The organism is Arthrobacter sp. CAU 1506 (assembly GCF_005047635.1).
In the GTDB taxonomy this organism is placed as follows: Bacteria; Actinomycetota; Actinomycetes; order Actinomycetales; family Micrococcaceae; genus Crystallibacter.
Window position 1 is genome coordinate 1 of sequence record NZ_SUKC01000007.1, and the last position, 18,609, is coordinate 18,609.

General features: G+C 66.3%; 16 protein-coding genes. 11 read left to right on the forward strand and 5 right to left on the reverse strand.

All coding sequences use genetic code 11. From position 1 onward, the window contains the following. Nucleotides 1–904: HNH endonuclease signature motif containing protein (locus E4J89_RS09500; protein ID WP_205754449.1), on the forward strand; the 904-nt coding region annotated here is incomplete at its 5' end. A 16-nt stretch (nucleotides 905–920) separates the two neighbouring features. Here the strand turns inward: E4J89_RS09500 and E4J89_RS09505 are convergent. Further along, nucleotides 921–1,238 carry a hypothetical protein gene (locus E4J89_RS09505; RefSeq protein WP_136785900.1) on the reverse strand — a complete coding sequence of 106 codons (318 nt, stop codon included), beginning with the start codon at nucleotides 1,236–1,238 and terminating at the stop codon, nucleotides 921–923. A 194-nt stretch (nucleotides 1,239–1,432) separates the two neighbouring features. Here E4J89_RS09505 and E4J89_RS09510 point away from each other — a divergent pair, with 194 nt between their 5' ends. Further along, complete coding sequence (locus E4J89_RS09510; RefSeq protein ID WP_136785901.1) at nucleotides 1,433–4,042, forward strand: ATP-dependent Clp protease ATP-binding subunit; 2,610 nt, start codon at nucleotides 1,433–1,435, stop codon at nucleotides 4,040–4,042. 155 nt (nucleotides 4,043–4,197) lie between these two features. Here E4J89_RS09510 and E4J89_RS09515 read toward each other — a convergent pair whose 3' ends face one another. Then, nucleotides 4,198–4,893: a TetR/AcrR family transcriptional regulator C-terminal domain-containing protein gene (locus E4J89_RS09515; RefSeq protein ID WP_136785902.1), complete on the reverse strand. Its 696-nt coding sequence runs from the start codon at nucleotides 4,891–4,893 to the stop codon at nucleotides 4,198–4,200. A gap of 101 nt (nucleotides 4,894–4,994) precedes the next feature. Between E4J89_RS09515 and E4J89_RS09520 the strand changes: the two genes are divergently transcribed. From E4J89_RS09520 to E4J89_RS09530, 3 genes are all read left to right on the forward strand, one after another. Further along, a complete protein-coding gene (locus E4J89_RS09520) occupies nucleotides 4,995–6,041 on the forward strand; it encodes an NAD(P)-dependent alcohol dehydrogenase (protein WP_240691824.1) in 1,047 nt (348 codons plus the stop codon). Between the two features lie 143 nt (nucleotides 6,042–6,184). Then, on the forward strand, nucleotides 6,185–6,955 hold the full coding sequence (locus tag E4J89_RS09525; RefSeq protein ID WP_136785903.1) for a glycosidase: 771 nt from the start codon (nucleotides 6,185–6,187) through the stop codon (nucleotides 6,953–6,955). Nucleotides 6,956–7,208: 253 nt separating this feature from the next. Continuing rightward, on the forward strand, nucleotides 7,209–8,429 hold the full coding sequence (locus tag E4J89_RS09530) for a glycine cleavage T C-terminal barrel domain-containing protein (protein ID WP_136785904.1): 1,221 nt from the start codon (nucleotides 7,209–7,211) through the stop codon (nucleotides 8,427–8,429). Between the two features lie 100 nt (nucleotides 8,430–8,529). Here the strand turns inward: E4J89_RS09530 and E4J89_RS09535 are convergent, their stop codons facing one another. Both E4J89_RS09535 and E4J89_RS09540 read right to left on the reverse strand, forming a co-directional pair. Further along, nucleotides 8,530–9,918, reverse strand: coding sequence for an MFS transporter (locus E4J89_RS09535; protein ID WP_136785905.1), 1,389 nt, complete (start codon nucleotides 9,916–9,918; stop codon nucleotides 8,530–8,532). A gap of 21 nt (nucleotides 9,919–9,939) precedes the next feature. Beyond that, complete coding sequence (locus E4J89_RS09540; protein WP_136785906.1) at nucleotides 9,940–10,998, reverse strand: MBL fold metallo-hydrolase; 1,059 nt, start codon at nucleotides 10,996–10,998, stop codon at nucleotides 9,940–9,942. 104 nt (nucleotides 10,999–11,102) lie between these two features. Here E4J89_RS09540 and E4J89_RS09545 point away from each other — a divergent pair, with 104 nt between their 5' ends. Next, nucleotides 11,103–12,044: a LysR family transcriptional regulator gene (locus E4J89_RS09545; RefSeq protein WP_136785907.1), complete on the forward strand. Its 942-nt coding sequence runs from the start codon at nucleotides 11,103–11,105 to the stop codon at nucleotides 12,042–12,044. Between the two features lie 127 nt (nucleotides 12,045–12,171). Further along, complete coding sequence (locus E4J89_RS09550; RefSeq protein ID WP_136785908.1) at nucleotides 12,172–12,753, forward strand: sugar O-acetyltransferase; 582 nt, start codon at nucleotides 12,172–12,174, stop codon at nucleotides 12,751–12,753. Nucleotides 12,754–12,945: 192 nt separating this feature from the next. Here E4J89_RS09550 and E4J89_RS09555 read toward each other — a convergent pair whose 3' ends face one another. After that, nucleotides 12,946–14,676 (reverse strand): PAS domain-containing sensor histidine kinase, encoded by a 1,731-nt coding sequence (locus E4J89_RS09555; protein ID WP_240691825.1) that lies wholly within the window; start codon nucleotides 14,674–14,676, stop codon nucleotides 12,946–12,948. An 84-nt stretch (nucleotides 14,677–14,760) separates the two neighbouring features. On the opposite strand from E4J89_RS09555, the gene E4J89_RS09560 reads away from it, so the two are divergent. From E4J89_RS09560 to E4J89_RS09575, 4 genes are read left to right on the forward strand one after another with little or no spacing between them, the layout of a single operon-like run. Continuing rightward, nucleotides 14,761–15,876, forward strand: coding sequence for a fused response regulator/phosphatase (locus tag E4J89_RS09560; protein WP_136785909.1), 1,116 nt, complete (start codon nucleotides 14,761–14,763; stop codon nucleotides 15,874–15,876). Then, entirely contained in the window at nucleotides 15,873–17,825 is a 1,953-nt protein-coding gene (locus E4J89_RS09565; RefSeq protein ID WP_136785910.1) for a glycosyltransferase family 2 protein, read from the forward strand. The genes E4J89_RS09560 and E4J89_RS09565 overlap by 4 nt, the downstream gene beginning before the upstream one ends. Further along, nucleotides 17,809–18,141 (forward strand): STAS domain-containing protein, encoded by a 333-nt coding sequence (locus E4J89_RS09570; protein ID WP_136785911.1) that lies wholly within the window; start codon nucleotides 17,809–17,811, stop codon nucleotides 18,139–18,141. The genes E4J89_RS09565 and E4J89_RS09570 overlap by 17 nt, the downstream gene beginning before the upstream one ends. Then, on the forward strand, nucleotides 18,134–18,562 hold the full coding sequence (locus E4J89_RS09575) for an ATP-binding protein (protein ID WP_136785912.1): 429 nt from the start codon (nucleotides 18,134–18,136) through the stop codon (nucleotides 18,560–18,562). Before E4J89_RS09570 ends, E4J89_RS09575 begins: the two co-directional genes overlap by 8 nt. Nucleotides 18,563–18,609: the final 47 nt, after the last annotated feature.

The following is an 18,609-nucleotide window of genomic DNA, read 5'->3' on the forward strand; positions in this document are numbered from 1 at the left end:
CGCGCGCCGCTCCATATACAGGCGCACGGCACGGTCCTTGAATTCCTGTTCGTACTTGATTCCGCTGGTCATGATTCATTCTCCGGTGAGGAAAGAGTCTCTACCAGACCCAGTACGGTTCACCATCACCAGCGGCACCGCCACCGAAAGAACGGCAACCCAGGACACCGACCCCGGGGAAACGACGGCCGGGGACACGGCCTCGGGCCACGCATCCGCCGACGATGCGGCCGCCGGAAACTGTTCCTCCGGAAGCGGTGCCTCCGGAAGCGGCGCCACCGGCAAGGGGTCCTGCACCTGCGGCGGCGGGAACACCACCGCTTCCGTCGCCGTCACCGCGCCGCTGACCACCCTGCTCGGGCTGGCCGAAGACCCCGGCGAACTCACCGGCTACGGGCTCATCCCGCCCGAAATGACCCGCAACCTCACCGCACTGGCCAAATCCTGGCTGATCGTGCTCACCGACGACTACGGCCAAGCCATCGCCGCCGCCAAAGACCTGCGCACCCCGCCCGAATGGCTCAAACGCCTCGTCCGGCTCCACGACCGGCACTGCCGCGACTTCGGCTGCACCGTTCCCGCCGACCAATGCGAAATCGACCACACCATCGCCTGGGAAGACGGCGGCAAAACAGTCCTCGAGAACCTCACCGCCCGATGCAAACCCGGCCACAAAACCAAACACCACGGCGGCGGCACCGTCACCCAAGACCACGACGGCACCCTGCACTACACCACCCGCTCCGGACACACCCACACCACCACCCCCGACGAAGGCTGGGCCATCACCTCCCCCTCCGCACAACGGTCAGGTGGCCGCGAAGTGGAGTCCGATGATGCCAACGGCCGTTTCCCGGCTGGAGAAGGTGGGGAACAACGGGACGACAATCCCCCGCCCTTCTAACGAAGCAGACGGTACGTCACGCGGCGCTTTGGATGATGCTCTGGACGTGCCTGGTGCTCAAACGGACGGTGATAGGAAGTTCTGCCCAGTACTCTGCCTCGTTGGCCAGTTCGTCGAGCAGGCGCTGAATTTCCTCTGCGTTCATTCCCGCCTTGTGCCCGTCGATAATCACGCTACCAAGGCCCTGGGCGGCGTCGTCGAAAGTCATATAAGCGTCCCTGATGCCTTCCATTGCGCGCTCGCGCAGATATGCCTCAAGTCGTGGCCCTCCCTCCCGAAACAGCCGTTCAAGTTCTTCGCGCCGCTGCACGAACGCCTCTCTGCTGTCATTCATGATCCGCTCCTCGGCTCCTGATACTGGCACGAGCAAAGCTACGCTCCGCGTCGACCCGCTGCCGGCGTTATCCCCATGTGTAGGCATCCTCAATATGAGTCGGCATGACTCAACTTTTTCACACTTCTGGAATAATCTTCGGCTTGAGGCGTTAACATGAGTCGAAGGCACTCAAGTCCACAGGAGGATCATCAATGCCACTGTTCTTCGGACCCGCATCCGGCAACGGATCTTTCGACGAGTTCCTGGTCCGCTACCTGCAGGGCCAGCGCGCGGCGCAGTCCCGCCGCACGGTCGATCTCACCCGACTGCTCAGCCGCCGCACCCACGAAGTGCTGGCACAGGCGGCCGCGTTCGCCGCTGGCCTCGGCCACACGGAAGTAGATGCGCTGCACATTCTGCGCGTCATGGCCGAGCAGGAACCGGCCGCCGGCCAGATCAAGCTCACCGGCGCCGATCCGCAGGCCATCGTCCGCACCGCCGAGCAAAGCCTGCCGGAAAAGGCGGACCCGATCAGCGAAGCGCCGTCCCTGACTCCGTCGGCGCAGCGCGCCCTGCTGGATGCCCACCAAGTGGCCCGGGCATTCGGTTCCACCTACATCGACCCGGAGCACCTGTTCGCCGCGTTCGTCCTGAACCAGGAGACCGCAGCCGGCCAGATCCTGGCCGCCACCGGCGTCACCCCTCAGGCACTGCAGCAGGCCAACGCGGCCGAAGCAGCCCAAGCGCAAGCAGCCCAAGCCCAGGCGGGACCGGGCAGCAACCCGGCAGCCCAGCAGGAACAAGCGGCTGGCTCGGCGACCCCGATGCTGGACCAGTTCGGCGTCGATCTGACCGCGCGGGCCCGGGAGAACCAACTGGATCCGGTGATCGGCCGCGCCGACGAGATCGCGCAAACCATCGAGATTCTGGCCCGCCGCACCAAGAACAACCCGGTGCTGATCGGCGAGGCCGGCGTCGGCAAGACCGCCATCGTCGAAGGACTGGCCCAGGCCATCGTGGACGGCGACGTTCCCGAACAGCTGCGCGGCAAGCGCGTGGTGTCGCTTGACCTGCCCGGCATGCTGGCGGGCACCCGCTACCGTGGCGACTTCGAGGAGCGGCTGACCAAGACCATGGACGAGATCAGTGCGGCCAGCGGCGACCTGATCGTCTTCATTGACGAACTGCACACCGTGGTCGGTGCGGGCGGAGGCGGCGAGGGCGGCATGGATGCCGGCAATATCCTCAAGCCGCGGCTGGCCCGCGGCGAGCTGCACCTGGTCGGCGCCACCACGCTGGGCGAATACCGCAAGGTGGAAAAGGACCCGGCGCTGGAGCGCCGCTTCCAGCCGGTGATGGTGGGCGAGCCCTCGATCGAGGACGCGGTGCAGATCTTGGCCGGGCTGAAGGACCGCTACGAGGAGCACCACCAGGTGACCTACACCGACGGAGCCATTCGCGCCGCCGTCGAGATGTCCTCGCGCTACATCACCGACCGTTTCCTGCCGGACAAGGCGATCGACCTGATCGACCAGGCCGGAGCCCGGCTGAGCCTGCGGCGCGGCCCGCGCGTTGACGTGGCGGCGCTGCGCGCACAGCTGTCGGAGCTGGAGTCGGCCAAGAACGCGGCCGTTGCCGAGGAACGCTACGAGGATGCCTCCTCGCTGCGCGATGAGATCGAGGCGCTGAGGGCCACGATCGATTCCGCCGCCCAGCCAGCCACCCACGCCACGGAAGACAACGACGGCGGAGCGCGCCCCGCCGTCGTGCCCTCCGATGTGGTGGGCGAGGCGGAGATTGCCGAAATCATTGCCCGCGCCACCGGCATTCCGGCCGCCCGGCTGACCCAGGGCGACCGGCAGCGGCTGGCCCGTCTGGAGGAGGACCTGCATGCCCGGGTGATCGGGCAGGACGATGCGGTGACCTCCATTGCCAAGTCCGTTCGGCGCAACCGCACCGGCATGGGCGACGAGGGCCGGCCGGTCGGCAGTTTCCTGTTCCTGGGCCCCACCGGGGTGGGCAAGACCGAGCTGGCCAAGGCTCTGGCGGAGTCGCTGTTCGGTGACGAGAACGCCATGGTCCGTTTCGACATGAGCGAGTACGGCGAGCGCCACACCGTCTCGCGGCTGGTCGGCGCCCCTCCGGGCTACGTCGGCTACGGCGAGGCAGGCCAGCTGACCGAGCGGGTCCGCCGGCATCCGTACTCGGTGGTGCTGCTGGACGAGGTGGAGAAGGCGCACCCGGACGTGTTTAACCTGTTGCTGCAGGTGCTCGACGACGGGCGTCTCACCGACGGACAGGGCCGCACCGTGGACTTCCGCAACACCGTGGTGATCATGACCTCCAACCTTGGGTCGGAGTTCCTGGCCAGCAAGGGCGGAGCTCTCGGCTTCACCTCGAATAACGGCGTGGACGGCTTCGCCTCCGAGCAGGACCTGCGCGCCCGGGTGATGGGCCGGCTGCGCGAGGCCATGCGGCCGGAGTTCTTGAACCGGATCGACGAGATCGTGCTCTTCCGCAAGCTGGAGAAGGAGCAGTTGCGCTCCATCGTGCGGCTGCAGCTGCGCCGGTCCGAGACCAGGCTGGCTGCCCAGGGCATCTCGCTGGCCGTGGACGAGGACGCGGTGGACTGGATCGCCGAGGCCGGCTACGAACCGGAATACGGCGCCCGCCCGCTGCGCCGCGTGATCCAGCGTGAACTGGACGACCGGATTGCGGACCTGCTGGTCGCGGAGTCGGTGGCCGAAGGTGGCCGGATCCGCGTGACCGCCGGGGACGATGGCCTCCGCGTCACGGCGGAGAGCATGGCCGTCGCCGCGTAGCCGCCGCCTAACCGGCGGGGCACCCGGTTACGCTTCCGCAGAGGGCGGGGCACCTGATTCGACCAGTCGTCGATCGGGTGTCCCGCCCTCTGCGTTGTGTGCAAGCTTCGAGGTCTCCTGCAACATCCCCGGAGGACGAGGCCAGGGCAAGCGCGCTAGGCCTCCGCTGCCTCGATGCCACCGACGGGATGCGGCAAATGGGCGGCGAGGCCGTCGAGGATCAGGTCCAGGCCGAAGTCGAACTCGTCGGCAAAATCGTAGCCGGGCTGCAGAACGTGCTGCAGCGCAAACTCACGCAGATGCGGATAGTCCCCCGCACTAAACATCTCCACCATCGGCCCGGCGACTTCCGCCAGGCTTTCCGGTCCGTCGAACGGCAGCGATGCCTCCTGCAGGGCTGAGCCATAAACATAGGCGTCCAGCAGAGCGTAGGTGTGTGCAGCCAGTGCAAGCGAAAAGCCAGCGGAGCGGAGGGTGCCGAGGACCGCGTCATGGTGGCGGAGGTTCGCCATCCCCGGCGTCGTCCGGGATTCCATCAGGGCTATCGCCCACGGATGGCGGCGCAGCACTTTGCGGGCGGAGGTTGCGCGCCGCTTTAGCTCGGCCTTCCACTCGCCGCCCGGGACCGGCAATTCGATCTCGTTGAAGATGGCGTCCACGATGCCATCCAGGATCTCGTCCTTGTTGCGCACGTAGTGGTACAGGGACATCGGTTTGGTTTCCAGGGACTTGGCCAGCGAGCGGATGGTCAGTCCGGCAAGCCCGCCGTCATCGGCGATGGCCATTGCGGCCTGCACTACGCGTTCGCGGCTGAGCGGAGGGCGTTCTGGAGCAGCAGATTTTTCAGTCATTGTTCCCGTGACTATAGCATTCTCGTACTTTGTACGATACCTTCGTACAAAGTACGACCCATCAGCAGCTCCACCCTCAAATTCTCGAGAAGGAAGCCTCCATGGAACCGAAAGAATCGTCGACGCCGGCAGCCCCGACATCGCAGTCGGAAAGCAAGGCCGCCGCACCGGACCGAACCATGCGCGCCATGGTCCAGCGCAAGTACGGATTGGCCGATGCGCTGCAGTTGGACACCGTCGCAGTGCCGGACATCGCCGACAACCAGGTGCTCATCCGGGTCCGCGCGGCCGGGCTGGATCGCGGAACGTGGCATATGGCCACAGGACTGCCCTACCCGGTCCGCGCAGTGTCGGGCTGGCGCACTCCCAAGAATCCGATCCTGGGGCTGGATGTTGCGGGAACGGTAGCCGCAGTGGGCTCTGCCGTCACACGGTTCGCGGTCGGAGACGAGATCTTCGGCTTCGGAAAGGGGTGCTTCGCCGAGTACGCGGTGGCCTCGGAGAAAATGCTGGCAGCAAAGCCTGCCGCACTGACCTTTGAGCAGGCGGCCGCCGTTCCAGTGTCCGGCACAACGGCCCTGCAAGCCCTGCGCGACGCCGGCAGACTCCAAGCCGGTCAGAGCGTGCTGATCACCGGCGCCTCAGGTGGCGTGGGCACCTATGCAGTGCAGATCGCTGTCGCGATGGGCGCAACCGTCACCGGCGTCTGCAGCGCCGCCAAAGCGGACCTGGTGCGCAGCCTCGGCGCCGAAACCGTCATCGACTACGCCCGCCAGGACTTCGCCGCCGATGGCCGCCGCTACGACGTGATCATTGACGCAGCCGGCAACCCATCACTGAAGCGCCTGCGCCGGGCACTCACCCCTGGCGGCACGGCAGTCATCGTTGGCGGCGAGGGCGGCGACCGCTGGACGGGCGGCTTGTTCAGGCCGATTGGCGGCATGCTCCTGTCCCTCTTCAGCCGGCAGCGTTTTGTCATGTTCATGGCACGCGAGAACGCCACGGAGTTCGAGCGGCTGGGTGAACTGATCGTTTCGGGCAAGGTGGCGCCGAGCATCGACCGGACCTACCCGCTGGAGCAGGTACCGGTGGCCATCGGCCGCCTGGACGCCGGAGAGGTTCGGGGCAAAGCCGTCATCACCGTCTAGCCCTCCGGTCGAACCGCCTCCTCGCCGCCGGACAAAAGCATCAACTGCTCCGACATACAACGCCAAACAGTGGCGCTGACGGCGTCCGGGTTCCACACTGGGAGCGTTACCAGTTCCGGCTGCACCGCGAAGGAGCCACGGCTATGCCCAACAATGCCCAACTGCGACTCAGACCCGTCCTCGAGATCCTGGCCGATGCGGCCGCCAACGGCACCCGCCCCGATGCCCGCGAGGTTATCAGCGAAGCGCTGCGCCGCGTGCCGCCGACCGCCCACGAACAGGAACTGCTGAGCGGCGGAGTGCCGCGCGGCTTCAAGAACCTGACGACGGCGACCGCCCGGTTGGTCAAGGCGGGCTGGATGTCCAAGGGCCGCGGGGGTTGGGCCGTCACCGAAGACGGGCTGCGGGCCATCGTCGCCTTCTCCAGCCCGTCTGAACTGGCAGAGGCCCTCGACGCAGGCACCCCGCTGCCCGTCGCACCGGCCGCGACGGCTGAGGCAAAGCCGCTTGCCGCGCCGGGTGCGCCGGCCGCGGATGCAGAGCCTCTTCCTGCGCCGGACGAGCCAGCCGCGGCTGCGGATTCCCGACGGCTCGCCGACCAGCCGGAAACCGTGGCCGTAGTCGGTGACTTCGGCGTCCTGCTCGGAGCCGACCGGGACTGGGACCCTGCTGGCAACGCCGTGCAGATGCGCTTCGAGCCAGCCGAGGGCCTGTGGCGGCTGGACGGCGAACTGCCCGCCGGGCGTTACGCCTTCAAGTTCGCGCTGAACGGTTCGTGGGAGGAGAACTACGGCGCCTTCGGCCTTCTGGACGGCGCCAACCACGAGTTCCAGCACGACGGCGGTGCGGTCACCATTGTCTACGACCACGCCACCCATGACCTCGCGGCGGCTTCCCAACTGACCCCTGCCTGAGGCTGATCCGCGCAGCAGCCGGGGCATCCCGCCCCGGCTGTCGCATTCTGCCCTTGTGCAAAAATCACCCCGCGTGAAGGCCGTGCCGGAGAGGGCGGATGAGCTTCCCGGCCGGGTCCTCAGGCCCCTCTTCGAGAACCCTTGACTGGTCCGTTGAGCAGCTGTCACGATGTCTCACATGGCGCAGAGCTGCGCATCATGCGCAACTTCTTCAGGTCCGGCTGGCGCCAGAACCTCGAAGGAGGAAGCATCCATGTCGGAGATTCTCGATTCGGGCTCCGCCCCGTTCAACGGCACCGATTCACGCGTCAATCCCCATCCGGCCGTCACGCTCTACACCCGGCTGCGCAAGTCACCGTATTTCTGGAAGTCGCGGGAGCACGGCGTCGCGGCCTACAGCGTCTACAACCACACGTACCATCCGCGCCACTATGGCGATCCGGTCAGCGAATACTGGTCCTTGCTGAACGACGTCACCCTGTGGGACGTCGGAGTGGAGCGGCAACTGCAGATCAGCGGCCCGCAGGCCTTCGATTTCACCAATATGCTGACCCCGCGCGACCTGACCAAGTGCGCGGTGGGCCAGTGCAAATACGCCTTCATCACCGCGGCCGACGGCGGCATCATCAACGACCCGATCCTGCTGCGCGTGGAGGAGAACAAGTTCTGGCTATCCCTGGCGGACAGCGACGTGCACCTGTGGGCCATGGGCCTGGCCCACGCCGGCGGCTGGGACGTCACGGTGGAAGAAGTGGACGTGGCCCCGGTCCAAGTCCAGGGTCCCAAAGCCAAGGGGCTGATGTCCGACTTGTTCGGCCCGCAGATCCTGGACATGCCCTACTACTACATGCAGCACCACACGCTGAACGGCCTGGACGTGGTGGTCAGCCGGACCGGGTACACCGGTGAAATCGGCTACGAGATCTACCTCTACAACGCCACCCAGAACGCAGGCCGCCTCTGGGACACCGTCTGGGAAGCCGGCCAACCGCACGACCTGCGTGTGATCGGCCCCTGCCACATCCGCCGCATCGAGGCCGGCATGCTCGCCTACGGCTGCGACATCACGCTCGACACCAACCCGCTGGAAGTCGGCTACGACTACAACTGGATGGTGGACCTGGATCAGGAGGCGGACTTCGTCGGCAAGGAAGCGCTGAGCCGGATCCGTGAGAAGGGCATCGACCGGCTGCTGGTCGGGGTGGACATCGACGGCGACCCGCTGGGCAGCTACAACGACGGCTCCATGATCGAGCCCTTCCCGGTGTCTGTCGGCGGCGGCGCGCAGATCGGCGAAGTCACCAGCGCCTGCAATTCCCCGCGGCTGGAACGCAACATCGGCCTGGCCATGGTGCCGTTCGACCTCAGCGAAGAGGGCACCGCGCTGTCCATCCACACACCGGAGGGAGTGCGCGAGGGCACAGTGGTGCAGAAGCCCTTCTACGATCCCAGCAAGGAGACACCCAAGGACTGAACCCGGCCCCTTGCCCAGCCAACCACCAACGACGGCGGAGCCCACCTTTCGCAGGTGGGCTCCGCCGTCGACTGGGGTTGGCACGAGGCCCTTCGGGCCGTTATGCCCGGGCGGAAACCGTGTCCTGTTCGGCCACCGCGTCAGGGGCGGCAGCCGGGCCATCCAACTGTTCGATGTCATGGCCGGAACGGTCCTTGGCTGCCAACAGCGACGCCAGGCTCACGCCGGAGAACGCGATCCAGAGGCAAGCCACCAGCCAGAGCGATCCGCCACCGGCCACCACCAAGGCGGTGGCAATCATCGGCGTGAACCCGGCCCCCAGCGTGGAGGCCAACTGGTAGCCGATCGAGGTGCCCGAGTATCGCACCGACGTCGGGAACAATTCGCCAACAAAGGCGCCGTACGGGCCGGAGGTGAAGCCCTGCACCGTGGAGAGGCCCAGGAAGATCGCCAGCATGAACGCGACGGTCGAGCCCATGTCCAGCAGCGCCATCACCGGGAAGGCCAGCACCATGGCACCGATGTTGCCGGCGATGAGCACCTTGCGGCGGCCCAACCGGTCGGACAGCTTCGACGCGACAATAATCATCACGATGGTGGCCACTCCGCCCAGCGCCTTCAGGTTCAGCACCTCGGTCTGGGCAAGCACGGCCTGCTGCACGGCATAGGAGATCGCCCACGCGCCCATCAGGCCTTGGGCCATCTGGCCGGACAGGCCAGAGGCGACGGCGATCAGCAGCGACTTGGGGTGCTCGCGGAACAGTTCGGCTGCGGGAACGCGCCGCTTCTTGGCATCGCTCTTGGCGGAGATCTCCTTGAACACGCGGGATTCCGAGACGCGCATCCGGATGAAGATCGCCAGCGCCATCAGGACTGCGGAGAGGACAAAAGGCACCCGCCAGCCCCACTCCAAGAACTGTCCGTCCGGAAGTGTGGTCATGGCTGAGAGCATCAGCGTGCCGACGATCGTACCGGCCGGAGCCCCCATGTAGGCGAAGGAAGCAGCGAAACCCCGGGATTCCTTCCGTGAGTTCTCGAAAGCCAGCAGCATGGCGCCGCCCCACTCACCGCCGACAGCGATTCCTTGGAACAGACGGAGCGACACCAGCAGGATCGGCGCCCAGACGCCGATTTGTTCGGTGGTCGGCAGCAGCCCGATGAGCGTTGACGCGATGCCCATCATCAGCACCGTGCTGATCAGAATGGTCTTGCGGCCCACCAGGTCGCCGAGGTGCCCGAAGAGGAAACCGCCGAGCGGCCGGGCAATGTAACCCACGGCCAGTGTGCCGAAGGAGACGATGATGGCCAGGCTGGGGTCCATCCCTGCGAAAAACACCTGGTTGAAGACAATGCCGGCCGCCGTGGCGTACAGGATGAAGTCGTAGTACTCGACCGCCGTTCCCAGAAAGCTGGAGAACAGGATCCGGCGCATGTCGCCCGGGCTGGCGTGATAGGCGCCTGACGGCGCGGTCTGGGGAGTTGTGCTCATGGGAAGTGTCCTAGGGGTAGGTTATCCGGCTGCGTTGCCGGTGGCTGAAACGGACAAGGATTCTGGGGTGGACGTCCGGCTGAAACTGATCACGTCCAGGTCGTCGGGTATGCTCAGCGGTCCGTTGAAGGTGCTGCGGGCCTCCAGCCAGGCTTCGGGCGGCGAGTAGGTCGGGACCAGATGATGGAGCGCCAGGTGGCGGGCACCGGCGTCGTCGGCAATCTTTCCTGCCTCTGCCGCGGTGGTATGGGCGCGGCGGTGGTGGTCCATGGTCGCCTGGAGCATCTGCGCGTCAGAGTACTGGCTGGCGAGGATGTCCAGGTTGATCGCCTCATGCAGCAGCAGGTCGGTGCCACTGGCCAAGCGCACCATGTTGGCGCAAGGGGCCGTGTCGCCCGAAATGGTGACCGATCCGGATTCCGTATCGAAGCGGAAGGCATACGCAGGCGCCGTCGGATGGTGTGAGACCAGGACCGCGCTGACGGTGACGTTGGCATCCCGGAAGATCTCGAACGGCTCCATGTCCGGGGCAACATTGGTGTCCGGATCGAACCCGGTGCCGACAGGAAGCACGATTTCTCGCGGGTCGAATTGGTCCACCGGACTCTTGGCCAGCGAGTCGAAGATCCGGTCGTTGCAGTCGGTGGCGTACGCGGCCAGCAGGCCTTCCACCAGGCCTGCGACTCCTGGCGTGGGCCGGTGCGGTGCTACCGGGACGGGCATCGATGTGGCCCGCGGCGAGAGCGGTGGAAGTTTGCCGCGGTCTCCGGGTCCCACCACTGGGATGGGCCCGCGGGGCGAATTCTTCAACTCGAAGGCCCCGAAGAGCAGCAGCGAGGGCAGGTCCACGGTGTGGTCCGAGTGCATATGTGTGATGAAGATGCCGCCCAGATCGGTCATCTTGAGTCCGGCCGCGTGGGCTTGGCGCCCGGCTCCCTGGCCGCAGTCCACCAGGTACCACGTACCGTTCACCACTACGGCGGTGGAAATGCCGAATCGGGGCGTCCCCTGCTGGTCCACCCACCAGCGCGGTCCGCCTGCCGTTCCCAAGGTGATGACGTGAGGGCCTGAGCGTTGCATGCGGCCGCTCCTCTCTGATGATTCTCAAGGTCTTCATCCGAGCATGGTGGCAGCCATCACATTTGTCTAACTACAATAATTGGGGAGACCAACAAGGAGAACTTATGAAGGAAGTAACGCTGCGGCAGCTGGAGTACTTTGCGGCCATCGCGGAAACGCGCTCCGTCACCGAGGCTGCTCAGCGCTGCCACGTCTCGCAGGCGGCGGTCAGCCTGGCGCTGGGACAACTGGAGGAAGCGCTGGGAGCCACCCTGGCCATCCGGCGTCGCGGCAAAGGAGTGGCGCTGACGGCGGAGGGACAGGCCGTGGCGGTGCGCGCACGGCAGGTCGCCGACCAGATCGATGGCATGGCGGCCGCCGTCAACCAAGTCCATGGTGACTTGTCCGGCCGGCTGGTCGTTGGGGTCTTCCGCACCCTGGCCCTGCACGTCATCCCGCCGCTGATCGACTGGTTCACCAGCCACCACCCGCAGGTGGAACTCGACTTCATCGAGGGGGCCGGCCCGGAGGTTCAGGAAGCGGTGCTGGAGGGTCGAGCGCAACTGGCAGCAGCCTACGAGGCCCAGTTGCTGCCGGACTGCGAAGCCGAGATCCTCCGTCCCACCATGCGACAGGTGGCACTCAGCCCGGAGCATCCCCTGGCGGCACGAGACAAGATCAGGTTGGCCGAATTGGCGCCGTATCCCGCCATCCTGGTCAATGAGGAACCGGCGCTGCAGCGGACGCTGGCGGAGTTTGACCGTGCCGGTGTCACGCCAACCGTGCGGTGGCGTTCGGCCAGTGTGCAGGTGATCCAGAATGTGGTGGGCCGCAATCTCGCCTACTCGCTGTTAATGCAACCGGTACGGCACAGTCCTGAGGGCAGGCCGCTGGTGTTCCGGCCGGTGGACGGACGGATGCACAGCAACTCTGTGGTGGCCGCGCTGCCGGCCGGTGTGGCCCGGAGTGCCTTGGTGAGAGAAGCCCTCGTGGCCCTGCGGCACCACTGGGCAGCGGAGAACGACGAAGGCTCCCTCGTGGGTGGGCACGGCTTCACTCCGGGCTAGGCGGCACGTACGGCCGGAAGGCCACCAACCAACCCCGTACGACGGCGGAGCACACCTTTCGCAGGTGGGCTCCGCCGTCGTTGTTCCCGCCTTTTCGAGGGCCGTCGGCGGCGATACGGTCAAGGATATGGACACTGACTACTTTGCCGGGGATACCCGGACCAACCGCGAACGGATGCTGGCCGGCGACCTGTACATTGCGGACGACCCGGAGAGCGAACGCCGGGCCAAGCGTGCCCTGCGGCTGGCCGACGAGTACCACCGTGCGGTGGTCGCCGACGCGGACAATGCGAGGTCGATCCTGGCCGAGCTGCTCGGCGGCCTCGGCGAGGACGCCTACGTGAAGCCGCCCCTGTTCGTTGATTACGGGGAACACATCTTCATTGGTCCCCGAACCTTCATCAACTACAACTTCACCGCCCTGGATGTTGCCGCTATCACCATCGGCGCCGACTGCCAGATTGGACCCGGCGTCCAGCTCTTGACGCCGACGCACCCGATCGAAGCCCAGCCACGCAGGGACAAGCTGGAAGCGGCCCAGCCGATCACTCTCGGCGACAACGTGTGGCTTGGCGGCGGTGTGATTGTCTGCCCGGGCGTGACGATCGGCGAGAACAGCGTGATTGGTGCCGGCTCGGTGGTCACCGGCGATATTCCAGCCAATGTGGTCGCGGTGGGCAGTCCGGCCCGGGTCGTCCGGCAGATCTGAACCCGCCTTCGGGAACTCTCAACGCGCGGGCTCAGCAGCGAGGGCGGCATACCGTGCGGTCCGACGCCGCCGCCATCAGCGAGGGCCGACACCGCCGCAATCAGCTCGGTCTGACACTGCGGGATGACAGTGCGGGATGACAGTGCGGTCCGGTACCGCGGGATGACAACGCGCCCCGATACTTCCGCGTGCCTACGCCCCAGGCTGCGCGCCGGCCGAGAGCCTCCTGCCGCTGGAGCTGCCGTGGTCGGCAGTGTCCGTGTCCGGCGGGCCGTCGGCAGGCAGGGTGAAGGTGAAGATGCTGCCGGCGCCGGGCTCGCTGACGCAGCTGATGGTCCCGCCGTGGCGTTCCACGATGTCCTTGGAGAGCGCCAGCCCGAGGCCCAGCCCGGGAATGGATCCGCGGCGGGCCGCCGGGCTGCGGAAAAACCGTGTGAACACGTTGCTGCACTCTTCGGCGCCCATGCCCATTCCCGTGTCCGCCACCCGGCATTCCACCATGCCGTCGCCCTCGGTGCAGCTGACCGTGACGTCTCCTCCCTGCGGGGAGTACTTGATGGCGTTGGACACCAGATTGTCCAACACCTGCCGGACGCGGGCCGGGTCGCAGACCACTTCCAGGTCCCCTAGCGAGTGCGTGCTGAGCGTGACCCCGCCGGCGGCGGCCTTCGGTTCGGCCGCGGCCACGGCCTGCGCGGCGATTTCCGCCAGATCCGCTTGGACCGGCTGCAGCTCCGAGAAGCCTGCCGCAGTGCCGAGCAAATCGTTGACCAGTTTGAGCAGCTGGTCCGAATTCCTGGTGATGGTGTCCAGCCCTGAAACCATGTTCGGCGATAAGTCCGGGGCCATGGACAGCAACTCGGCGTACCCCTGGATGGAGGTCAGTGGGGTGCGCAGTTCGTGGGACACGCTGGAGAGGAACTCGTTTTTCGCATCCACCGCGGCCACCAGTTCGGTGACGTCGTTGAAGGCCAGCACCGTACCTTCCCGCCGGCCGCTGTCGTCAAGCATCGCCTGGGCTGAGGCGGAAAGGACCCGTTGCTGCGGTTTCCGGCCCATCCAAATCAGGTGCTCGGAAAACGACTCGCCCCGGATGGCACGGCGAATGGGCCGGTCCTGGGCCGGGATCACGGTACTGCCGCCGTCGGCATAGAGTTCCAGCCGGGACTCAGGCGCGTCCTCCTCCCCCGGCGGGAGCGCCAGACGGCGCAGTTCTTCCTGCCGGCGGTTCCGCAGGATCGTGTTGCCGGCTTCGTCGACGGCGAGGACGCCCACATCCACCGCGCTGACGACGGCCGACAAGAGCCGTTCGCGCCTGCCGCTGGCTTCCAGCAGGCTGCGCAGCTCCGCATCCTTGGCTTCAACCACTCGCTGCTGTTCCATCATGCTCGCCGTCATTACCCGTACGGTGATGCCGATGGCCAGCATCATGAACGGGACCAGCAGCGGGTGGGTCAACGCCATGAGCGTGACGGCGGCGTCCCCGAAGAACACCGGGATCCAGACCATCGCCAGCGAGGCCAGCGCGCCGGCGATCACGGACAGCTTGGGCAGTTGTCCCGAGGCCGCCAGCCAGATCACCGGGAATGCGGCCAGCAGCCCCACCCCGGTCAGGACGGACCCGGTACCTTCGCGCAGCAGGGCGATCGGAACAAAGTCCAACAGCGGGATGAGCAGGAATGACGGGTACGGCAGCTTGTCCCAGGGCACCAGGAAACAGGCCGCCAGCAGCGCCGCGTTGAGCAGCATACTGAGGCGGAACTGCGGGTCCGACAGGAGCGGCGGATAGAAAATCCACGTTCCCGCCAGCAGGAACAGCATGGTGATCGATAGCGGCAGTTGGCTCATCACAACCCGCCCGCGCAGGGAGAGCGTATGGAACTTAACCCGGTTCAAGATCAGTAGATCGAGGACTTTATCCACGGCGGCGACTCCAATATCGTCGTCACGGGCGGTTTCTGCAGTGACGGATGTGACAAACGGGAAGATAACCGCCTTAATAAAAACATGCCAGCCGTCCCCAACAATCGCCGTGCCGTCATAGTCGAGGACAACGCCGACATTCGCAGGTTGCTGGTCCAGATTGTTTCCGAGCAGGGCTTCACCGTGGCGGAGGCGGAAACCGGCAGGGACGGGCTGGAACTGATCCGTGCCGGCGGCGCGGACCTCATTACCTTGGACCTGAACCTGCCCGATCTGGACGGCATCGAAGTCTGCCGCCAGGTGCGGGCGTTCTCGGACGCCTACATTCTGATGATCACCGCGCGGGTGGAGGAAGTGGACCGGCTCAGCGGCCTGGAGACCGGGGCCGATGATTACATCAGCAAGCCGTTCAGCCCCCGGGAACTGCAGGCACGGATCGGCGCGCTGTTCCGGCGTCCGCGCTCCCAGCCCGTCGATGCGGTCCCCGGCGCCGATCAGGAACGCGCGGCCGAGGTCCAGCGCAGTCTGCTGCCCGGCGAACCGCTGAGGGTTCAGGACTACGACATGGCGGGCCGGTGCCGGCCCACCCGGAACGTGGGCGGCGACTTCTTCGATTGGTGCGCCACGGACAAGGGCCTGCAGCTTACCGTCGCCGATGCGATGGGCAAGGGCATGGGCGCGGCGCTGATTGCCGCCACAGTCCGCGCGGTGCTGCGTTCTTCCAACCGGCATGCGGACCTCAACCAGGCCTTCGCAGCCGCCAGCCAAGCGCTGGAGTGGGACCTGGCGCAGTCCTCCTCCTTTGTCACGATCTTCCATGCGCGGCTGGACGCCGGCAGCGGAACCGTGGACTACGTGGATGCCGGGCACGGCCTGGGGCTGCACCTGTACGACGGCGGCCTGCGCCGCCTGCCGTCGGGCGGTCCGCCCGTGGGCGCCGTGCCGGGCAGCATCTGGGCTGCCGGCAGCCTGCTGCTGGCACCCGGCGATTCCCTTCTGGTTCTCAGCGACGGACTCCTCGATGCCTTCGATTCGGTGGATGCGGCGATGGACGCGGTGGCGGGTGTCGCCACCGTGCGCGAGTCTCCGGAGGAGGTATGCGACGCCGTGCTGGAGCTGGCCGGCACCGCCGTGGCCGACGACGTCACCGCGGTGATGTTGCGCCGCTGCCCGCCTGAACACACCGAGGGTGCCCAGTGAAACCTTTCGCCACACGGCTGCTCATCGTCCTGACGGTTATCCTGGGCGTCAACTACCTGGCCTGGCGCTGGCTGGACTCGCTCAACTGGTCCGCCTGGTGGATTGCCGTCCCCCTGGTACTGGCCGAGACCTACAGCTTGATCGACGTCGGTCTCTTCGGCCTGGCCATGTGGCGGATCCGCGAACGCAAAGCGCCGCCGCCGCCGGCGGACGCCACTGTGGACGTGTTCATCACCACCTACGACGAACCGCTGGACCTGGTCATGACCACTGCGCTGGCGGCGAAGGACATCCGCTATCCGCACAGCACCTGGATTTTGGACGACGGCGCCAGACCGGAACTGGCCGACCTTGCCGCACGCCACGGGCTGGGCTACCTGACCCGCAGCGGCGATTGGGCGGACAAGCCGCGGCACGCCAAGGCCGGCAACCTCAATAACGCGCTGATGGTGACCCAGGGGGAATTCCTCCTGATCCTGGATGCCGACCAGATCCCGCAGCCCGACATCCTCGACAATACGCTGGGGTACTTCAACCAGCGCCGGGTCGCACTGGTCCAGACCCCGCAGTACTTCAGCAACGTCCCGGCCGACGATCCGCTGGGCAGCCAGGCACCGCTCTTCTACGGGCCCATCCAGCAGGGCAAGGACGGGTGGAACGCTGCGTTCTTCTGCGGCTCCAATGCACTCCTCAGGCGCGAGGCCCTGATGCAGCTTGGCCTTGCAGGCTACGTGACGGAAGTGGAGCGCGGCGTCCACCGCGCCTTGGCCGGAGCCCGGAGCGCCATTCGGAAGGCCCGCCGGTCCCCGGAAGCAGCCGACCCGCTGGTGGCTGGGCTGCTTGACGAGGTGGAAGCGGCCACGGACGCGGCCCGCGAGAAACTCAAGGCTGGCGGCTCGCTGAGTGAAATCACCTACGACCTCCGGACCAAGGTGGAGGGCGCAGTGCGGACACTCGTCGCGGGGAACTTCGCTGCTTTGGAAGCAGACTTGGCCGAGATCGCCGCCATGGAGCTGGGCAGCGAGCTCGGTACGCCTGAACCGGACCAACTGGACGGGGCGGTGGAACGGATGTCGCAGCGGGACTGGTCCCCGCTGGGGGCATTGGGCTCGGTGCAGGCGGTGCTGGACGCCGTCTCTGTGGAACGTCCGGACGAGGCCCAGCCGGTGATGCCGCTGGCCACTATCTCGGTGACCGAGGACATGGCCACCTCGATGCGGCTGCATTCGATGGGCTGGGAAAGCGTTTATCACCACGAGGTCCTCGCGTACGGTTTGGCTCCCGAGGATCTGAAGACCATGCTCACCCAGCGGCTGCGCTGGGCCCAGGGCACCATCCAGGTGATGCTGCGCGAAAACCCGCTGGCGCAGCGCGGGCTGAAACTCGGCCAGCGGCTGATGTACTTTTCCACCATGTGGAGCTACCTCAGCGGGTTTGCCGCCGTGGTCTACTTCGCCGCCCCGGTCATCTACCTCACCTTGGGCATCCTGCCGGTCAGCAGCCTGAGCACTGACTTCTTCATCCGGTTCATCCCGTTCATGGTGGTCAACCAACTGCTGTTCGCGGTAGTGGGCAAGGGGGTCAGCACTTGGCGGGGACAGCAGTACAGCCTCGCCCTCTTCCCCACCTGGATTAAGGCCTGCACGACGGCGGCCCGTAACGTCTGGCTCGGGCGCCCGCTCGGCTTTGCCGTCACCCCCAAGGCCCGCCAGGCCGAAGGGAACAGCTGGCATCTGATCCTCCCCCAGCTGGTCGCCATCGCTCTGCTGCTTGTTGCCCTGGTGGTGGGAGCGGTCCGGCTTGCCACTGGCCTGAACGAGCCGGTGGGCACGCTGGTCAACGTGGCCTGGGTCATCTTCGATTTGCTGATCCTGAGCGTGCTGGTCAAAGCTGTCAGGTACAAAGGGTTCACACCCGACGAAAGGAACGTCGATGCAGTTCACCGTTGAGACCACGCCTGCCTATGCCGAAGTCAATGGCAGCGGCAGGTTGAACATGGTCGCCGCTCCCCTGCTCCGCGAGGTGGTTGCTGCGGTGGTGGCCGAGGGAAACCATCATGTGGTGGTGAACATGGAGGGCACCGAGTTCATGGACTCCTCCGGCCTCGGAGCCCTGATCGGATGCCTGAAAATTGCCCGACAGGCCGGCGGCGACCTCCGCATCGCGAATGTGCAACCGCAGGTCAAGATGGTCCTGGAACTGACCAGCATGCACCGCGTGTTGAACCCGTACGAAAGCGTCGATGCGGCCTTTCCCCATGCCTGAGGTCCTGGCCCGGAGCACGCGCCAGGGCCTGGCGACCGGGGCAACCGTGGATGCCCTGCACGAAGACTTCGAGACACTGTGGCGGAAAGCCGATTTCGTTCCGGACATGGACCGCATGGCTTTCTCAACCGCCGTCATCGAGGCCGCCAGCAATGTGGTCCAGCACGCCGTCCCAGCCTCCGATACCCCCCTGCAACTCGGCGTGGAGATCACCATCTGGTCCCGCCGGCTGGAGGCGCGCATTTCCGAAATCGGCGCAGCACCCTCCAGCCCCGGCCTGTCGAACCCGTCGGAGATCGATGATGAATCCGAGTCCGGCCGGGGGCTGAACCTGATTCATGCCCTGGTCAGCACGGTCACCTTTGAGCGCCACGGCGAGGACAACGTCTGGGTTCTCTGCCGCGACTCTTCCGAGGCCTAGCCCAGCCCTCGCCGCCGTCGCGAAGGCTGGGTTTCTAACCTGACGCG

Coding starts and splice junctions, on each gene's coding strand:
- E4J89_RS09550 (WP_136785908.1), top strand. CDS start 12,172: ATGGACACTGACTACTTTGCCGGGGATACCCGGACCAACCGCGAACGG.
- E4J89_RS09545 (WP_136785907.1), top strand. CDS start 11,103: ATGAAGGAAGTAACGCTGCGGCAGCTGGAGTACTTTGCGGCCATCGCG.
- E4J89_RS09575 (WP_136785912.1), top strand. CDS start 18,134: ATGCCTGAGGTCCTGGCCCGGAGCACGCGCCAGGGCCTGGCGACCGGG.
- E4J89_RS09505 (WP_136785900.1), bottom strand. CDS start 1,238: ATGAATGACAGCAGAGAGGCGTTCGTGCAGCGGCGCGAAGAACTTGAA.
- E4J89_RS09535 (WP_136785905.1), bottom strand. CDS start 9,918: ATGAGCACAACTCCCCAGACCGCGCCGTCAGGCGCCTATCACGCCAGC.
- E4J89_RS09560 (WP_136785909.1), top strand. CDS start 14,761: ATGCCAGCCGTCCCCAACAATCGCCGTGCCGTCATAGTCGAGGACAAC.
- E4J89_RS09510 (WP_136785901.1), top strand. CDS start 1,433: ATGCCACTGTTCTTCGGACCCGCATCCGGCAACGGATCTTTCGACGAG.
- E4J89_RS09515 (WP_136785902.1), bottom strand. CDS start 4,893: ATGACTGAAAAATCTGCTGCTCCAGAACGCCCTCCGCTCAGCCGCGAA.
- E4J89_RS09540 (WP_136785906.1), bottom strand. CDS start 10,998: ATGCAACGCTCAGGCCCTCACGTCATCACCTTGGGAACGGCAGGCGGA.
- E4J89_RS09530 (WP_136785904.1), top strand. CDS start 7,209: ATGTCGGAGATTCTCGATTCGGGCTCCGCCCCGTTCAACGGCACCGAT.
- E4J89_RS09525 (WP_136785903.1), top strand. CDS start 6,185: ATGCCCAACAATGCCCAACTGCGACTCAGACCCGTCCTCGAGATCCTG.
- E4J89_RS09570 (WP_136785911.1), top strand. CDS start 17,809: ATGCAGTTCACCGTTGAGACCACGCCTGCCTATGCCGAAGTCAATGGC.
- E4J89_RS09520 (WP_240691824.1), top strand. CDS start 4,995: ATGGAACCGAAAGAATCGTCGACGCCGGCAGCCCCGACATCGCAGTCG.